Genomic DNA, 15,894 nt, shown 5'->3' on the forward strand with positions numbered 1-15,894 from the left:
CAGGATGAATGGTCAGGGGTGACGGGTCAGCCCTTCAGCGCAGCCGACACCACCTCGCGGGCCTCGGCCTGTACCTGGGCCAGATGCTCCGGTCCCCTGAAGGATTCGGCGTAGATCTTGTACACATCCTCCGTGCCCGAGGGGCGGGCGGCAAACCAGGCGTTTTCGGTCACCACCTTCAGGCCACCGATCTTCGCACCGTTGCCCGGGGCTTCGGTGAGCCGGGTGGTGATGGGCTCACCGGCCAGCGTACCGGCCTTCACGTCCTCCGGCGACAGGGCGGCCAGTTTGGCCTTCTGTTCGCGGTTGGCCGGGGCGTCCACACGGGCATAGGCCGGACTGCCGAAGCGGGCCGTCAGCTCGGCATAGTGCTGGCTGGGTGTCTTGCCGGTACGGGCCAGAATCTCCGAGGCCAGCAGGGCCAGGATGATGCCGTCCTTGTCGGTGCTCCACACCGTGCCGTCGTGCCGCAGGAAGGAGGCACCGGCCGATTCTTCACCCCCGAACGGGCCGCTGCCATCGAGCAGGCCGGGGACGAACCACTTGAAGCCCACCGGCACCTCCACCAGCCTGCGGCCCAGCGACTGGGCGACGCGGTCGATCATCGAGCTGCTGACCAGCGTTTTGCCGATGAAGCCGTCCTTCGGCCACTGGCTGCGGGCACCGAACAGGTACTGGATGGCCACGGCCAGATAGTGGTTGGGGTTCATCAGGCCGGCATCCGGCGTGACGATGCCGTGACGGTCGGCGTCGGCGTCATTGCCGGTGGCAATGTCGTACTTGCTCTTTTGCTGCACCAGGCTGGCCATGGCGTTGGGCGAGCTGCAGTCCATGCGGATCTTGCCGTCCCAGTCCAGTGTCATGAAGCGCCAGGTGGCATCCACCAGCGGGTTGACCACCGTCAGGTTCAGCTTGTGACGGTCGGCAATGGCGGCCCAGTAATCGACCGAGGCACCGCCCAGCGGATCGGCACCGATGTGCACATGGGCGCCGCGGATGGCGTCCAGATCGAGCACATGGGGCAGGTCGTTCACATAGGTGCCCAGATAGTCATAGGCGTGGGCGGCCTTGCGAGCCTTCTCGAACGGCACCCGCTTCACGCCCTTCAGCCCATCACGGATGTACTCGTTGGCCTTGGCGGCAATCCATTTGGTGGCGTCGGTGTCGGCCGGGCCGCCGTGCGGCGGGTTGTACTTGAAGCCGCCGTCGGTGGGCGGGTTGTGCGACGGGGTGACGACGATGCCGTCGGCCATCCCCCGGTTGGCCGGCAGGTCGTTCACGCCGCCGATCTTGCCGCGGTTGGCCCGCAGGATGGCGTGCGACACGGCGGGTGTGGGCGTGTAACGGTCGGCGGCGTCCACGCAGACTTCCACGCCGTTGGCCACCAGCACCTCCAGTGCCGACGCCCAGGCGGGCTCGGACAGGCCGTGCGTGTCACGACCGATGAACAGCGGGCCGTCGAAGCCCTGGGCCTTGCGGTAGTCACAGATGGCCTGGGTGGTGGCCAGGATGTGATCTTCGTTGAAGGTGGTCTTCAGGCTGCTGCCGCGGTGGCCGGAGGTGCCGAAGGCCACCTGCTGGTCGATGACGGAGGGATCCGGCTTGCGGGTGTAATAGGCCGTGATCAGCGTGGCAACGTCGATCAGGTCTTCGGGCAGGGCAACGGTACCGGCACGAGGGTGATGGGACATGGTTTGCGCTCCATGGCGGAAGGGTTCGGAAACACCTCTCATGTTACGCAAATTCGGGCCGGTCAGTGCCAAAGCCAGTGCAACGCGGCCGGCAGGTCATCGAAGAATGGGGGCGCCCCGGGAAAGAGGCCCTGTTGCCCCGTTCTGCAAGCCCAGGGAAGCCTCTGCAAAAGTCTGCGAGCGCGAATGATTCCATGGCACGCGCCAGCAGGCTCTGGAAAAACAGTCCGTTTGCACCACGGGCGCAAAAAACAAAAGCCCAACCGGTGAGGGCTGGGCTTTTGAGAAATCTGGCTCCCCGACCTGGGCTCGAACCAGGGACCTGCGGATTAACAGTCCGTCGCTCTACCGACTGAGCTATCGGGGAAAGAACGTTATTATAGCCTGTGATTTTTGAAACGCAAGCGGCTGTTGCAAAAAACTTTCAGGCCGGATGCCGAAGCACCCGGTTGATGCGCCAGACGTGCTGCAGCACCAACAAACGAGGATTATAGACGGATTCACGGCCCTGTCCAGTCGACAGGGGTGATTTGCCCATTCCTGTTGTTTTCTGGCAAAGGGTCGTTCTGAGGCCCCTTACTTCGCCAGCACGCTGGCAATGGCCCTGGCCACCGTCTCGACGTTTTTGTCGTTCAGCGCAGCCACGCAGATGCGGCCGCTGCTGACGGCGTAGATGCCATGGTCGACCTTCAGCGCCTCGACCTGATCCGCGGTGAGGCCCGAGTACGAGAACATGCCGCGCTGCCGCTCGATGAACGAGAAGTCGCGGTCGATGCCGGCTGCGGCCAGCCCGGCCACCAGGGCCTTGCGCATGGCCTTGATGCGCACGCGCATGGCGCCCAGTTCGCTTTCCCACTGGCGGCGCAGCGTGTCGTCGTTCAGCACGCGCTGCACCACCTGGGCACCGTGGGTGGGCGGGTTGGAGTAGTTGCAGCGGATGACGCGCTTGAGCTGGCTCAGCACGCGGGCGGCTTCGTCGGCATCGGACAGCACCACGGTCAGGGCGCCCACGCGCTCACCATACAGCGAGAACGATTTGGAGAACGAGCTGGACACGAAGAAGGGCAGGGAGGTGGCCGCAAAGGCGCGGATCACGGCACCGTCTTCCTCGATGCCATCCCCGAAACCCTGATACGCGATGTCGAGGAAGGGCACATGACCGGCTGCCTGCAGCGCCGCCAGCACCTGGGTCCACTGCTCGGGGCTCAGATCCACCCCGGTCGGGTTGTGGCAGCAGGCGTGCAGGACGAAGATCGAGCCCGGTCTGGCCTCCTTCAGGCACTTGAGCAGCCCGTCGAAGTCCACACCGTGGGTGGCGGCGTCGTAGTACGGGTAGGTCTGGACCTCGAAGCCGGCCCCTTCGAAGATGGCCCGGTGATTTTCCCAGCTGGGGTTGCTGATGTAGACCGTCGTGCCTTCCGGCGTGAAGCGGCGCAGCAGGTCGGCGCCGATCTTCAGGCCACCGGTGCCGCCCAGGGCCTCCGCGGTGATGGCACGCTTGCCGGTGATGACCGGCGACTGGGCACCGAACAGCAGCTTCTGCACGGCCTGGTCGTAGAGGGCGATGCCGTCGATGGGCAGATAGCCGCGCGGCGCGTGCAGCGCGTTGAGCTGGTCCTCGGCGGTGCGGACGCATTCCAGCAGCGGCAGCTTGCCATTCTCGTCATAGTAGACGCCCACGCCCAGATTGACCTTGGTGGGGCGGGTATCGGCGTTGTAGGCTTCGGTCACGCCCAGAATGGGGTCGCGGGGGGCGAGGGGAACGGCGGAAAACAGGGAACTGGCCACGGCTGGATGCTCCAGGAAGGCTTCCCGCCTGCCAGAGAGCCCCTGCAGAAGTCTGCGAGGGCGGAGGCTCCCCGGGCCGTCGGCAGGAAGGGTTTGCAGGATGAAACGGCGCATCATGAGACCGCGGAATCCTCTTCCGGTGCACATGGCGCGGGCCGGCAACCCGGCCATGCGGGAACAGGAACCGGACCTGCAGAAGGCCGGTTTCGGCAGAAGGGCCGACGGAAGCCCTTGATCGTGGTGATTTTATAGCGTCGTATCCCGCCCCGACAGTGCCCGCGAAAAAATTGCTGCCTCGGGGCCCGTTCTGGTCTTTCGCCCCGCGGGGATGAACGGGTCCACTCACGGTGGGCGGTGGTGACGCTGTCCGTTCTTCTGCCTCCACGGGGATGAATGGATCTTTCAGACCGTGGAGGACAGAACACAGCGTGTTCTTCTTCCCCCGCCGGTACGAAAGCGTCTTGCCGGAACTGTTTGGTGGCCCCGGGGAGGCTGCAGGGCCACCGCCGGCTGGCCGGCGGGAGGATGACGTCCCGTTCCGCCGGCACCAGACGTGGGAGGCTGGGGGAGGTGTCGTTTCAATCCTTTACAATTGAGGCGGGCTTTCGTTGCAGTTACAAAAGTTGTTGCATGCAGCCGCCTTCAGCGGAAAAACCGGGAGTGCAGCCGTCGGTCCGGCGTACGGTGCCCGTCGCAGAACTTCGCGCAAAGCAACTGTCGGTTACTGTCGAAAAGGCTAGTTTTTTCCCGACGGGCGGTCCATAATGGCCGATCTGTGCCGATGGACGGTCATCGGGCCCCTTTGGGCCGGCAACCGGCGCGGCGCAGAACTTCCCCCGGCCAGCCATTTTGCTGCAAGGCAGCAACGGCCGGTACGGCGCTCCGGCAGGCCGTCGCGACATGCATTGATTTTTGCAAAAGTATCTACATTTTTCTGGTAAATGGATACGTTTTGTCGATTTCAGCGGGTCGTCGCCCGCCCGATGCCCGGCGTTGGGAGGGCAGGTACGGCAAGCCCCTGGGGAGGGGCTGCCCAGGCATTTTGGGACGGAAACCATGTTGTCACGCACCGGTCAGGACAGTGAGGAGACCGCGGCCATGCCGCCAGCGGCTGCCGCTGCGCCCGGTCCGCGCGTGGTGACGTATCCCGGCAGTCCGTACCGGCTGCACCAGCCCTTCCCGCCGGCCGGTGACCAGCCCAGTGCCATCGACGCCTTGGTCGAGGGGGTGGAAGACGGCCTGTCGTTCCAGACACTGCTGGGGGTGACGGGTTCGGGCAAGACCTACACCATGGCCAACGTCATCGCCCGCCTGGGACGTCCGGCGCTGGTGCTGGCGCCCAACAAGACGCTGGCTGCGCAGCTCTACGCCGAGATGCGCGACTTCTTCCCCGAAAACGCCGTCGAGTACTTCGTCTCATACTACGACTACTACCAGCCCGAAGCCTACGTACCGCAGCGTGATCTCTTCATCGAGAAGGATTCCGCCATCAACGAGCACATCGAGCAGCTGCGCCTGTCGGCCACCAAGTCGCTGCTGGAGCGGCGCGATACCGTCATCGTCGGCAGTGTGTCGTGCATCTACGGCATCGGCAATCCGGCCGACTACTTCGAGATGCGGATGGCCCTGCGCAAGGGCGACCGCCTCTCGCAGCGCGACCTGCTCAAGCAGCTGGTGGCCATGCAGTACAAGCGCAACGACGTCGATTTTGCCCGTGGCACCTTCCGCGTGCGCGGCGACACCATCGACGTGTTCCCGTCCGAGAACGCAGAGCTGGCGCTGCGCATCGAGATGTTCGACGACGAAATCGAAACGCTGCAGCTCTTCGACCCGCTCACCGGGAAGATCCGCCAGCAGATCCCGCGCTTCGTCGTCTACGCGGCCTCGCACTACGTCACGCCGCGGGCCACGGTGCTGCGGGCACTCGACACCATCAAGGCCGAACTGAAGGAGCGGCTGGCGTTCTTCAACCACGAGATGAAGCTCGTGGAGGCGCAGCGGCTGGAGCAGCGCACGCTGTTCGATCTGGAAATGCTGCAGGAGCTGGGCTTCTGCAAGGGCATCGAAAACTACTCGCGGCACCTCTCCGGCGCAAGACCCGGCGAGCCGCCGCCCACGCTGATCGACTACCTGCCGCCCGATGCGCTGATGTTCATCGACGAGAGCCACGTCACCATCGGCCAGCTGGGCGGCATGTACCGTGGTGACCGCGCCCGCAAGGACACGCTGGTCCAGTACGGCTTCCGGCTGCCCTCGGCGCTGGACAACCGGCCACTGACCTTCGAGGAGTTCGAATCCAAGGTGCGGCAATGCATCTTCGTTTCGGCCACGCCGTCGGAGTACGAGGCCAGTCATGCCGGCCAGGTGGTCGAGCAGGTGGTGCGTCCCACCGGTCTGGTCGATCCGGAGGTCGAGGTGCGGCCGGCCATCACGCAGGTCGACGACGTGCTCTCCGAAATCTCGCTGCGGGTGCAGAAGGGGCAGCGCGTGCTGGTCACCACGCTGACCAAGCGGATGGCCGAGGATCTCACCGACTTCCTGTCCGACCACCAGATCCGCGTGCGCTACCTGCATTCCGACATCGACACGGTCGAGCGGGTGGAGATCATCCGCGACCTGCGGCTGGGCGTGTTCGACGTGCTGGTGGGCATCAACCTGCTGCGCGAGGGGCTGGACATCCCGGAAGTGTCGCTGGTGGCCATCCTGGATGCCGACAAGGAGGGCTTCCTGCGTTCCGAGCGCAGCCTGATCCAGACCATCGGCCGGGCTGCCCGCAACCTCGAGGGCAAGGCCATCCTCTACGCCGATACCATCACCCGGTCGATGCGTCGCGCCATCGACGAAACGGCCCGCCGGCGCGAAAAGCAGCTCAACTTCAACGCCGAACACGGCATCGTGCCGCGTGGCGTGGTCAAGCAGGTTCGCGAACTCATCGACGGTGTCTACGACCTGTCGGGTGCCGAGCCGCGGCTGGCTGGCGGTGAGCATCACGCGCCCGGCATGGCCGATGCGGCCACGCTCGAACGCACGGCCGAGCGCCTGCAGGGTATCGACACCAGCAACGAGGCCCAGGTCTCGCGCGAGATCCGCCGTCTGGAAAAGCAGATGGCCGCCCATGCGAAGAACCTCGACTTCGAAAAGGCCGCGAAGGTGCGCGACGAGCTGGCCGCGCTGCGGCAGCTGCTGTTCGGGGCAGGGGGGCAGGCATGAGCATCCGTTCCCACGTGCGTGATCTGCAGGCCTGCGTGGCACCGGCCTGCCGCGCGCCGCATGGCACGCCAGCCCGGGCCGTCAGGATTCAGGGGGCCGTGGCAGGGGCGGGCTTGCATCTGCGCCCTTCATCCGCAACTTCTCCGGCAGGATTCATCACGGCATCCAGTGGCCGGCGGCAGGGCAGGCCGCTGGATGGCCGCTTCAGAACGTCAACTTTCCGAAAATCAGGTAGCTCCTATGGCAAAAAGAGAAACCCTGGCCATGGCCATGGCAACCCGTGTGCTGTTCGTGTGCATGGGCAATATCTGTCGCTCGCCCATGGCCCATGGTGTATTCCGTCAGCAGGTCCGTCAGGCCGGGCTGGAATCGGTGGTGGGTGTCGGATCGGCCGGCACGCATGCCTTCCACCAGGGTGAGCCCGCCGATCCGCGTGCCCAGATGGCCATGTCGCGCCGTGGCTATGACATCGCCGACCTGCGCGCCCGCCAGGTGACGATGGAAGACTTCGAAAACTATGACATGATCCTGGTCATGGACTGGGAGAACCTCAGCCTGCTGCAGAACCAGGCGCCCAAGCGCTTTCACCACAAGCTGCAGATGCTGATGCGCTTTGCCAGTGAGCACGAGTCGGCCACGGTGCCCGATCCCTACCAGGGCGGCAACCAGGCCTTCGAGCAGGCGCTCGACTATGTGGAAGATGCCTGTTCCGGCCTGCTCGAGATCGTCCGCCGGCGTGCCACGCAGGTGGCGGCCGCCTGAGCGGAGGGAACGGGGGCATGCCACGGCCTTTCGGCCCTGGGAAGTGATTCTGGCCATTGGCCATATGCTGGCTGGCGCGCTCTCCTGTGCAGCACGTGCTTCCCGGCAGGGTGCGTGGTTTCCGCAGCAGGTACCTGTCGGGAAAGGTGACTCATATGGTGAAAAAACAGGAGGCTTATACGTTTTTTCACCGCGTAAAGACGTAAAACATTCATGCAGGCATGGGTGTTGCGTCATTTTCTCGACTAATAAAGTCAAGTAATCGGTTATACTTCGGCACAGGATTCCTGACATCGGAGTGTTGTCATGAGGTTGACCACCAAGGGGCGTTTCGCCGTGACCGCCATGATCGATCTGGCACTGCGCGAGCACAATGGTCCGGTGACGCTGGCCGGCATCAGCCAGCGCCAGAAGATTTCCCTGTCCTATCTCGAACAGCTCTTCGGCAAGCTGCGTCGCCACCAGCTGGTCGAAAGCACGCGTGGACCGGGTGGTGGCTACTCGCTGGCACGTCCCAGCCAGGACATCAACGTCTCGTCCATCATCTTTGCCGTGGACGAGCCGCTCGATGCCACCCAGTGCGGCGGCAAGCAGGACTGCTTCGAGGACGGTCCCTGCATGACGCACGAGCTGTGGACCTCGCTGAACAAACGGATGATCGACTATCTGGATTCGGTCAGCCTGCAGGATCTGGTCGAGCAGCAGCGCATGCGCGAGCAGCAGCCGGCCACCCGCCAGATTTCCATCACCCGCGAGCACAAGGCGGCCCTCGAGCTGCCCACGTCCTCGCTGCAGACCATCGACAGCGACGGAACGCGCGCCTGAATCTGCGCCATCACGGAGCGGGTGCATCTTGCCGGATCGCAAGAACGGTTCGTCCTGCGCGGTGCAACAATGCGGGGCGACAGACATCCGGTGGATGCCGCGCTTCGGTCCGGCGCCGTTTCAGGTTCAGGCTGCCTTTCCCGTCGTTGCAGGTTCGGTGCAGCCTTCCCGGTGAGACGCCGGGTGCCGGGGGTGACTATCCCGCTCCCGGGGCCGGCAGTGCCATGGCCGGCAGTGGCTGCGTTCGTGGCCATGGAACGCCCGTTCTGCCATGCAGGCGGGGGATGTGGCCATGGTCCAGCCCCGTGCTGGTCTCGTCCGGCAGTTTTCGTTTCCTATCTTTCCGTGGTGTTGCCTTGACAAATTCCCCCCTGATCCCCACTGATTTCCTTTCCCAGCCTCGCTGCCCTTCATCGATGACCCGACCGATCTATCTCGACTACTCCGCCACCACCCCTGTCGATCCCCGTGTGGCCGAGAAAATGATTCCCTACCTCTGCGAAACCTTCGGCAACCCCGCCTCGCGCAGCCATGCCTTTGGCTGGGAGGCCGAGAAGGCCGTGGAGAACGCACGCGGCGAAGTGGCGGCCCTGGTCAACTGTGATCCGCGCGAGATCGTCTGGACCTCCGGCGCCACCGAGTCCATCAACCTCGCGCTCAAGGGTGCCGCACACTTCTACAAGCAGCGCGGCAAACACCTCATCTCCGTCAAGACCGAGCACAAGGCCACGCTCGACACCATGCGCGAGCTGGAGCGTCAGGGCTTCGAGATCACCCTGCTCGACGTGAAGGAAGACGGCCTGATCGACATGGACGTGCTCAAGGCCGCCCTGCGGCCCGACACCATCCTGGTCTCGGTCATGTTCGTCAACAACGAGATCGGGGTCATCCAGGACATCCCCGCCATCGGCGAGCTGCTGCGCGAGCGCAAGATCCTCTTCCACGTCGATTCCGCCCAGGCCACCGGCAAGGTGCACATCGACCTGCAGAAGCTCAAGGTCGACCTGATGAGCTTCTCCGCCCACAAGACCTACGGGCCGAAGGGGGTGGGGGCGCTGTTCGTGCGCCGCAAGCCGCGCGTGCGCATCGAGGCCCAGATCCACGGCGGTGGCCACGAGCGCGGCATGCGCTCCGGCACGCTGCCCACGCACCAGATCGTCGGCATGGGCGAGGCCTTCCGCATCGCCCGCCACGAAATGGACAAGGACAACGCCCATGCGCTGGCCCTGCGCACCCGTCTGCTCGACGGCCTGTCGGTGATCGACGAGATCTACATCAACGGCAGCATGGAGCACCGCGTGGCGCAGAACCTCAACGTCAGCTTCAACTACGTCGAAGGCGAGTCGCTGATCATGGCGGTGAAGGAAATCGCCGTGTCCTCCGGTTCGGCCTGCACCTCGGCCAGCCTGGAGCCGTCCTATGTGCTGCGCGCGCTGGGCCGCAACGACGAGCTGGCCCACAGCTCGATCCGCTTCACCATGGGGCGCTTCACCACCGAGCAGGAAATCGACTTCACCGTCGAGCTGCTGAAATCCCAGATCGGCAAGCTGCGCGACATGTCGCCGTTGTGGGAGATGGTGCAGGAGGGCATCGACCTCAACTCCGTCAAGTGGGCGGCCCACTGAGGCGGGTACTGCGCCAGGCGGCTTCCGTCTCCCGGTCCGTCGAGCCGCTTGCGGTAGGCAGTGCCTGCTGCAGGCCGTGGCGGGGGGCGTGACGCTTTCCGTCCGCCCGGGGTAGCGTCCGCCGCCCGGGGTAGCGAGCGAAATGACGCCTCCTTCGCCTTTTGCGCCAGCATTCACGTATTTTTCAACCGGTTTTGCATTTATGGCCCGTCACGTTCCGGGCCCCTTCAGGAGAAACTGACAAATGGCTTACAGTGACAAGGTGCTCGATCACTACGAGAACCCGCGCAACGTGGGCACGATGGACAAGTCCGACACCTCGGTCGGCACCGGCATGGTCGGCGCACCGGCCTGCGGCGACGTGATGAAGCTGCAGATCAAGGTGGGCGCCGATGGCGTGATCGAAGATGCCAAGTTCAAGACCTATGGCTGCGGCTCGGCCATTGCATCGTCCTCGCTGGTCACCGAATGGGTCAAGGGCAAGTCGCTGGACGAGGCCCTGGCCATCCGCAACACCGCCATTGCCGAGGAACTGGCCCTGCCGCCGGTGAAGATCCACTGCTCCATTCTGGCCGAGGACGCCATCAAGGCGGCCGTCGAGGACTACCGCAGCAAGCATCCCGAGCTGTCCGGTGCCGCTGCGCAGCAGGCCACCGGCACGCACGGCTGATCGCCCCCAACCGTTCCAGGAGCTTCGACACATGGCCGTGACATTGACCGAAGCGGCAGCCCGCCACATCGACCGCTACATTGCCCGGCGGGGCAAGGGCATTGGCCTGCGGCTGGGGGTGAAGACCTCCGGCTGCTCGGGCCTCGCCTACAAGCTGGAATTCGCCGACACCCAGGACGACGCCGACATGGTGTTCGAGAGCCACGGCGTGCGGATCTTCATCGATCCGAAGAGCCTGGCCTACATCGATGGCACCGAGCTGGATTTCGTGCGCGAGGGGCTGAACGAGGGCTTCAAGTTCAACAACCCCAATGTGCGCAACGAATGCGGTTGCGGTGAATCGTTCAGCATCTGAGCCCGTCCGATGTCCTTCCCGCCCACCGACATGACGTCCCGCCCGTCCACCGACCGTTCCCTGTTCGCGCTGCTGGGCCTGCCCGAGCGCTTTGCGCTCGACGAGGCCGAGCTGGAGGCACGCCACCACCGTTTCCAGGCCGTGGTCCATCCCGACCGCCACGTGGCGGGTTCCGACCACGACCGGCGCCTGGCCCTGCAGCTGGCAGCGCAGGGCAACGAGGCGTTTCGGGTGCTGTCCGACCCCTGCCAGCGCGCGGGCTATCTGTGCGAACGCCACGGGGCGCCGGTCGACGCCGAGCGCAACACGGCCATGCCGGCGGCCTTTCTGGTCGAGCAGATGTCGTGGCGCGAGGACATCGACGAGGTGCGCGACATGGGCGACCCGGCTGCCGGCCACCGGCTGCAGGCGCGGCTGGAGGCCGAGCGGGGGCGCATCATTGGCCAGATCGCCGACCTGATAGACGGGCAGGGCGATTATCCGGCCGCTGCCCTGCAGGTACGCCAGCTGATGTTCTTCGACCGCCTGCGCAGCAACCTGGCCGACGTGATCCGGCAGATGGGGCGACCCCACGAACCCTGATCCCTGATATTTTTCCGTTTTCATCATGGCGCTGTTGCAGATCTTCGAACCCGGGGAAACCCCCGACCCCCACCAGCGCCGGTTTGCCATTGGTATCGATCTGGGAACCTCCAACTCGCTGGTGGCGGTCAGCCGCTCCGGCGTACCCGAGGCGTTACCTGATGCGCAGGGCCGGCGACTGCTGCCTTCCGTGGTGCAGTACCGGGCCGACGGCGCACCTGTGGTGGGCCATGAGGCCCAGCAGGCCATGCTGGCCGACAGCCGCAATGTCATCAGCTCGGTCAAGCGGCTGATGGGCCGTGGCCTGGCGGACGCTATCGCACAGGGGCTGCCGCTGTCGCTGGTGGCCGCAGGTGCGGATGCCGGCCAGCCGGCCATCCGCCATGCCGACGGCACGGTCGAACAGCCGCTGCAGCGCGAGCGCCAGCCGCAGCCGGCCCAGGGCGCCCCGGCCAGCCACGCTGCCGGGGACGCCCCTGTCACCCGCACTTCTGCCGATGGGAGCAGCACGGGCAACGACCGCGCCGTGGCCGTGGCTACCGTGGCCGGGGCCGTGTCACCCGTCGAGGTCTCGGCCGAGATCCTGAAGGTGCTGCGCGACCGGGCGCTCGACAGCATGGGAGCCGGCCCGGAGGAGCTGGCCGGTGCCGTCATCACGGTGCCCGCCTACTTCGACGATGCCCAGCGCCAGGCCACGAAGGACGCGGCCCGGCTGGCCGGCCTGAACGTGCTGCGCCTGATCAACGAGCCCACCGCCGCCGCCGTCTCCTATGGGCTGGACGAAGGCGAGGAGGGCGTCTATGCCATCTACGATCTGGGGGGCGGCACCTTCGACGTGTCGGTGCTCAAACTCACCCGCGGGGTGTTCGAGGTCCAGTCCACCGCCGGTGACGTGGCCCTGGGCGGTGACGATTTCGACGCCCTGATCGCTGCCGGCTTCGTCCGCGATCACCAGCTGGGTGAGCCGGCGCAGCTGGCCAGCAAACAGCCGCAGCAGTGGCGCGCACTGCTGCTGATGGCCCGTCAGGCCCGCGAGGCGCTGACCGACGATGAGGTCGTCCGGCTGATGTTCGACCCCGGCACCGCCACCGCCCAGGTCGTACGTGTGGGCACACCCGTTGCCGGGGCCGCGGCGCAGGCGCCTGCCCCTTATGTTTCGAGCCTGTCACGCGCCCAGTTCGAGGCGCTGGTCGAGCCCCTGGTGGCCCGCACGCTGCGCATTGCCGACACGGCACTGCAGGACGCTGGTTTTTCCCCCGCCACCATCGATGGTGTCGTGCTGGTGGGCGGCGCCACCCGCATGCCGGTCATCCGCCAGGCGGTGGAAAGGCACTTCGGCAAGGCGCCCTACACCGGGCTGGACCCGGATCAGGTGGTGGCACTGGGGGCCGCCATGCAGGCAGCCCAGCTCATCGGCCAGCGCCGCGAGGGGCAGGACGACTGGCTGCTGCTGGACGTGACTCCGCTGTCGCTGGGCCTGGAAACCATGGGCGGCATGGTGGAAAAGATCATCCCCCGCAACTCGCCCATTCCGCTGACACGGGCACAGGATTTCACCACCTACAAGGATGGCCAGTCGGCCATGGCCATCCATGTGGTGCAGGGCGAGCGCGAACGCGTGCAGGATTGCCGTTCGCTGGCCCGCTTCGAGCTGCGCGGCATTCCACCGATGGTCGCGGGTGCGGCCCGCATCCGCGTGAGCTTCCAGGTGGATGCCGACGGTCTGCTGTCGGTGTCGGCCGTCGAACAGAGCACCGGTGTGGCGGCCTCCGTCACCGTCAAGCCCAGCTACGGGCTGGAAGATGCGGACATCGAACGCCTGCTGAAGGAATCGATCACCAGTGCCCGCGAGGACATGCAGTGGCGGGCGCTGCGTGAGCAGCAGATCGAGGTGGTGCAGCTGCTCGACATCACCCGCAATGCGCTGGCCGAAGACGGCAGCCTGCTGTCTCCCGAAGAGCGACAGGCCATCGATACCGCCATGGCGGCCGCCGATGAGGTGCTGGCCCGGGTGAAGGCGCTGGATGAGGGGGCATCGTCCGGCGGGACTGCCGGTGACAGCCAGACCGCCCCCGGGCGCGTGGATGCCTCTGCGGCTGCGGGAACCGGTGACACGGGCGCCGTGACGGATGCAGAGGCTGCGACAAGCAGTGATACGACTACTGTGACGGATGCCCCGGCTGTCGCCACCCCCGACGAGGCCACGCTGCTGGCCCTGCGCGATGCGCTCTCCGGCGCCCGGCTCGACCTGCAGAAAGCCACCGAACACTTTGCGGCCCTGCGCATGGACCAGGCCATCCAGCGGGCGCTGGCCGGCAGATCCATCGACGGCCTTTGACTGAACACACTGGGAGAAAGACTTGGCAACCATCAAGGTTCTGCCGCACGAGGAACTCTGCCCCGAAGGGGCCACATTCGAGGCGCCTGCGGGCATCTCGCTCTGTCAGGCACTGCTCGATCAGGACATCGAGATCGAGCACGCCTGCGCCATGTCCTGTGCCTGCACCACCTGTCACGTCGTGATCCGTGAGGGTTTCGACGAGACCGGCGAGCCCTCCGACATCGAGGAAGACCTGCTCGACATGGCCTGGGGCCTGGAGCCCGAATCGCGCCTGTCCTGTCAGGTCAAGCTGGAAGACGACACCAACCTCGTCATCCAGATTCCCAAGTACACGATCAACCACGCCAAGGAAGATCACTGAGCCCAAGGGAGCCTCTGCAAAAGTCTTGCGGCACTTTGGTCTCCATGCTCGGGCGATCCAGTGCGTTGCCATTTGCCGCCAATAGCGCTGCTGTTGCCGACAAATGGCGCCTTCTGGCTCATCCCGATCCTGGGCCCAAAGCGCTCGCAGACTTTTGCAGAGGCTCCCAAGCGTTACACTACTGCGCTGATGCGCATTGCACGGGGCCGCCGGGTCCCGTGCGCAACCCCTTCCTGCTGCCCGACCGTGCTGCCGTTTTTTCTGCAGAGGCCGGGCAGTTGTCGTTGCGGGTGTACGGAAGGCCCTGCGTGGCCGGGCAGTTTTCCGGGGTTCTGTCGTCGGACAGGGGCCGGGAACCAGGCCCCACCGCCTGTACCTTCTGGCCCGCCTTGCCGGCATTGCCGGTTTTCTCCTCCAACCCCTCGCGCATTCGAGGACATCGGCCGCACGGCCTGCCGTCCCTGCGCCTGTATATGTCAATGAACAAAGAGAAGTTGCCCTTCAAGACCTGGCTGTATTTTCTGGGTCAGTCCATCACCATGATCAGCATGGTCATGGCCGTTTCCATGGCGGCCCTGGCCGGCACCTCCCTGGCCCCGCAGGCGTGGATGGCCACCATTCCGTTCGGCTTTCAGTACCTCACGCTGATGGTGGTGGCCTATCCGGCCGCCCGCCTGATGGCCCGGCTGGGGCGCAAGAAAGTCTTCCTGATGGCTGCCGTGCCGCTGATGCTGGCCGGCGTGGCCGGCTACATTGCCATGCAGGAGCGCTCCTTCGTGCTGCTCATCTTCGCGCACATGATGCTGGGTGCCTTCATCTCGTGCGGCAACTTCAACCGTTTTGCCGCTACCGACGGCGTTCCGCCGGCCCTCAAGCCACGGGCCATCTCGCTGGTGGTGGCCGGTGGGGTGATTGCCGCCGTGGCTGGCCCGTACCTGAGCAGCACACTGCGTGAGGTCGAAGGGCTGCAGATGTTCGCGGCCAGCTACGCTGCCTTCCTGCCCATGGGCGTGCTGTCGTTCATCATCAACCTGCTGGCACCGGCCGATGCACCGGCCACGGGGTCGGCCCCACATGCCCGGGGCTTCTTCGGCAGCCTGCAGCTGGTGGTCAGCAACCCGATGGTGCTGCTGGCCGTGCTGTCCGCCGCGCTGGGGCACGCCATCATGAGCCTGCTGATGGTGCAGTCGTCGCTGCAGATGTCGTGCCTGAACATTCCGTTTGCCAGCGCCAGTACCGCGCTGCAGTGGCACGTGCTGGCCATGTTCATGCCGTCGTTCTTCACCGGACGGATCATCCAGGCCATCGGCATGCGCAGCATCATCTACGGCGGCATCGGCCTGCTGATCGCCAGCTGCATCATCAACGTCTATGGCCATTCCTATGGCGTGCTGACCTTCGGCCTGATCATCCTCGGGCTGGGCTGGAGCTTCTGCTACGTGGGCGGCGCCGCGCTGCTCACCCGCGTGACCGAACACATGCACGGCAACGTGGAAATCCAGGGCATCAACGACCAGATCATCGCCGTGATGGCCACGCTGACCGCCTTCACCGCCTCGATGCTGATGGCCTGGCCGGGCTGGTCCGGCACCAACCTGATCTCCATCGCCGTCTGCGTGGGGCTGGGTGTGCTGGCCGTCCGTGCCTTCCGCAGGGAAGGGCAGGAAGGAACGCCTGCCTGAGC

At 65.5% G+C, this 15,894-nt stretch carries 11 protein-coding genes, 1 tRNA gene and 2 pseudogenes; 11 read left to right on the forward strand and 3 right to left on the reverse strand.

Annotation, left to right across the window (positions count from 1 at the left end; genetic code table 11):
- Window positions 1-26 precede the first annotated feature (26 nt).
- The 3 genes from pgm to EHV23_RS05245 form a co-directional block, all read right to left on the reverse strand.
- Entirely contained in the window at window positions 27-1,691 is a 1,665-nt protein-coding gene (gene pgm / locus EHV23_RS05235) for a phosphoglucomutase (alpha-D-glucose-1,6-bisphosphate-dependent) (protein WP_125095008.1), read from the reverse strand.
- Window positions 1,692-1,982: 291 nt separating this feature from the next.
- A tRNA-Asn gene (locus EHV23_RS05240) sits at window positions 1,983-2,058 on the reverse strand.
- Between the two features lie 209 nt (window positions 2,059-2,267).
- Complete coding sequence (locus tag EHV23_RS05245; protein WP_238990288.1) at window positions 2,268-3,479, reverse strand: amino acid aminotransferase; 1,212 nt, start codon at window positions 3,477-3,479, stop codon at window positions 2,268-2,270.
- 1,098 nt (window positions 3,480-4,577) lie between these two features.
- Between EHV23_RS05245 and uvrB the strand changes: the two genes are divergently transcribed.
- The 11 genes and pseudogenes from uvrB to EHV23_RS05295 all read left to right on the forward strand — a co-directional run bounded on the left by uvrB (window position 4,578) and on the right by EHV23_RS05295 (window position 15,892).
- Complete coding sequence (uvrB, locus tag EHV23_RS05250) at window positions 4,578-6,689, forward strand: excinuclease ABC subunit UvrB (protein ID WP_125095539.1); 2,112 nt, start codon at window positions 4,578-4,580, stop codon at window positions 6,687-6,689.
- Window positions 6,690-6,959: 270 nt separating this feature from the next.
- Complete coding sequence (locus EHV23_RS05255) at window positions 6,960-7,451, forward strand: low molecular weight protein-tyrosine-phosphatase (RefSeq protein WP_162499734.1); 492 nt, start codon at window positions 6,960-6,962, stop codon at window positions 7,449-7,451.
- A gap of 306 nt (window positions 7,452-7,757) precedes the next feature.
- Window positions 7,758-8,180: pseudogene (gene iscR, locus EHV23_RS05260) on the forward strand (Fe-S cluster assembly transcriptional regulator IscR); the annotation flags it as partial.
- 512 nt (window positions 8,181-8,692) lie between these two features.
- A complete protein-coding gene (locus tag EHV23_RS05265; protein ID WP_125095010.1) occupies window positions 8,693-9,901 on the forward strand; it encodes an IscS subfamily cysteine desulfurase in 1,209 nt (402 codons plus the stop codon).
- Window positions 9,902-10,145: 244 nt separating this feature from the next.
- On the forward strand, window positions 10,146-10,571 hold the full coding sequence (gene iscU / locus EHV23_RS05270; RefSeq protein ID WP_125095011.1) for a Fe-S cluster assembly scaffold IscU: 426 nt from the start codon (window positions 10,146-10,148) through the stop codon (window positions 10,569-10,571).
- A 31-nt stretch (window positions 10,572-10,602) separates the two neighbouring features.
- Window positions 10,603-10,926 (forward strand): iron-sulfur cluster assembly protein IscA, encoded by a 324-nt coding sequence (gene iscA, locus EHV23_RS05275; protein WP_125095012.1) that lies wholly within the window; start codon window positions 10,603-10,605, stop codon window positions 10,924-10,926.
- A gap of 9 nt (window positions 10,927-10,935) precedes the next feature.
- Window positions 10,936-11,508, forward strand: a complete 573-nt coding sequence (gene hscB / locus EHV23_RS05280; RefSeq protein WP_238990289.1) for a Fe-S protein assembly co-chaperone HscB — start codon at window positions 10,936-10,938, stop codon at window positions 11,506-11,508.
- Window positions 11,509-11,533: 25 nt separating this feature from the next.
- A pseudogene (locus EHV23_RS16580) lies at window positions 11,534-11,821 on the forward strand (Hsp70 family protein); the annotation flags it as partial.
- Window positions 11,801-13,846, forward strand: a complete 2,046-nt coding sequence (gene hscA, locus EHV23_RS05285; protein WP_420813044.1) for a Fe-S protein assembly chaperone HscA — start codon at window positions 11,801-11,803, stop codon at window positions 13,844-13,846. The pseudogene EHV23_RS16580 and the gene hscA, both read left to right, overlap by 21 nt.
- Window positions 13,847-13,868: 22 nt before the next feature.
- Window positions 13,869-14,210, forward strand: a complete 342-nt coding sequence (gene fdx / locus EHV23_RS05290; RefSeq protein WP_125095013.1) for an ISC system 2Fe-2S type ferredoxin — start codon at window positions 13,869-13,871, stop codon at window positions 14,208-14,210.
- 479 nt (window positions 14,211-14,689) lie between these two features.
- Window positions 14,690-15,892: an MFS transporter gene (locus EHV23_RS05295; protein WP_158615844.1), complete on the forward strand. Its 1,203-nt coding sequence runs from the start codon at window positions 14,690-14,692 to the stop codon at window positions 15,890-15,892.
- The last annotated feature ends 2 nt before the right edge of the window (window positions 15,893-15,894 follow it).

The sequence above is a fragment of the Lautropia dentalis genome (assembly GCF_003892345.1).
Classification (GTDB): domain Bacteria; phylum Pseudomonadota; class Gammaproteobacteria; order Burkholderiales; family Burkholderiaceae_E; genus Lautropia; species Lautropia dentalis.

Excerpts from the sequence above, each read along its gene's own strand:
- pgm (WP_125095008.1), bottom strand. The coding sequence starts at position 1,691 with ATGTCCCATCACCCTCGTGCCGGTACCGTTGCCCTGCCCGAAGACCTG.
- uvrB (WP_125095539.1), top strand. The coding sequence starts at position 4,578 with ATGCCGCCAGCGGCTGCCGCTGCGCCCGGTCCGCGCGTGGTGACGTAT.
- EHV23_RS05255 (WP_162499734.1), top strand. The coding sequence starts at position 6,960 with ATGGCAACCCGTGTGCTGTTCGTGTGCATGGGCAATATCTGTCGCTCG.
- EHV23_RS05265 (WP_125095010.1), top strand. The coding sequence starts at position 8,693 with ATGACCCGACCGATCTATCTCGACTACTCCGCCACCACCCCTGTCGAT.
- iscU (WP_125095011.1), top strand. The coding sequence starts at position 10,146 with ATGGCTTACAGTGACAAGGTGCTCGATCACTACGAGAACCCGCGCAAC.
- iscA (WP_125095012.1), top strand. The coding sequence starts at position 10,603 with ATGGCCGTGACATTGACCGAAGCGGCAGCCCGCCACATCGACCGCTAC.
- hscB (WP_238990289.1), top strand. The coding sequence starts at position 10,936 with ATGTCCTTCCCGCCCACCGACATGACGTCCCGCCCGTCCACCGACCGT.
- hscA (WP_420813044.1), top strand. The coding sequence starts at position 11,801 with ATGGGCCGTGGCCTGGCGGACGCTATCGCACAGGGGCTGCCGCTGTCG.
- EHV23_RS05295 (WP_158615844.1), top strand. The coding sequence starts at position 14,690 with ATGAACAAAGAGAAGTTGCCCTTCAAGACCTGGCTGTATTTTCTGGGT.